Annotated in this window: 1 pseudogene; it reads right to left on the reverse strand. The window is 54.5% G+C overall.

What is annotated here, in order from left to right:
- A pseudogene (locus CJF39_RS22610) lies at window positions 1-878 on the reverse strand (IS3 family transposase); the annotation flags it as partial.
- Window positions 879-942: the final 64 nt, after the last annotated feature.

Raw genomic sequence — 942 nt, forward strand, 5'->3', positions numbered from 1 at the left:
TTGTGATCCCTGATCCGAATGAAACAGCAGCCCTTGAGGCTTCCCGCGTTGCTCATAGGCCATATCCAGTGCTTTGGTGACCAAGTCAGCATCCGGGTTTCCTGATAACGCCCAGCCCACTATCCGGCGAGCATAGAGATCTATAACCACGGCCAGGTAGTGCCATTTCCCTTGCGCCCAGATGTAGGTGATGTCACCGCACCAAACCTTGTTTGGCTCGGGAACATCGAATTTACGATTCAGTGTATTTGGAATGTCAGGCCGCTCGACCGTTGCTTTTTTGTAGGCATGCGAGCCAGGCTGCTTGCTGATCAACCCCAGTTCCCGCATCAAGCCTCGCACCTTGAAACGCCCGATCTGCTCGCCATCATCCTGCATCATCGACACGATACTTCGGCTGCCAGCAGCGTTTCGGCTCTGGGTGAACAGTTCGTTGACTCGACTGCGTAATCGAATTCTCTCAACGCCCGGAGAACGCCGCCTGAGGCGATGGGCGTAGTAAGTCGAACGGGTGATTTCGAACACCTCGCACAAGCAGTCAACAGGTTCATGGGCGCTTAGCTGATGGATCAGTGCGAACGCTCGAGATCTTCCGACATCAAGAGCGCGGTAGCCTTTTTTAATATCGATTTCTCTCGTTCAAGACGGGCGATTCGGGCTTCCAGCTCCTGGATCTTTTGCTGCTCTGGGGTGAGCGCCTTGCTCTGCGGGGTGACGCCTGTGCGTTCCTGCAGAAGCTGACTGACCCAACGGCGCAGGGCCGACTCGCCAATGCCGAGTGAACGACTGGCTTCGATGCAGCTGTAATTTTGTTTGAGTACGAGGTCAGCAGCCTCGCGTTTGAATTCAGCGGAAAAGACACGACGTTGCTTGGTCATCTGACACCTCGATATGGCGAGCATTCTCGCCTAAATGAGTGTCCGGTTTCATTAGACCACTACA

Origin of the sequence: Pseudomonas lundensis, assembly GCF_002269125.1 — a bacterium.
Classification (GTDB): domain Bacteria; phylum Pseudomonadota; class Gammaproteobacteria; order Pseudomonadales; family Pseudomonadaceae; genus Aquipseudomonas; species Aquipseudomonas lundensis_A.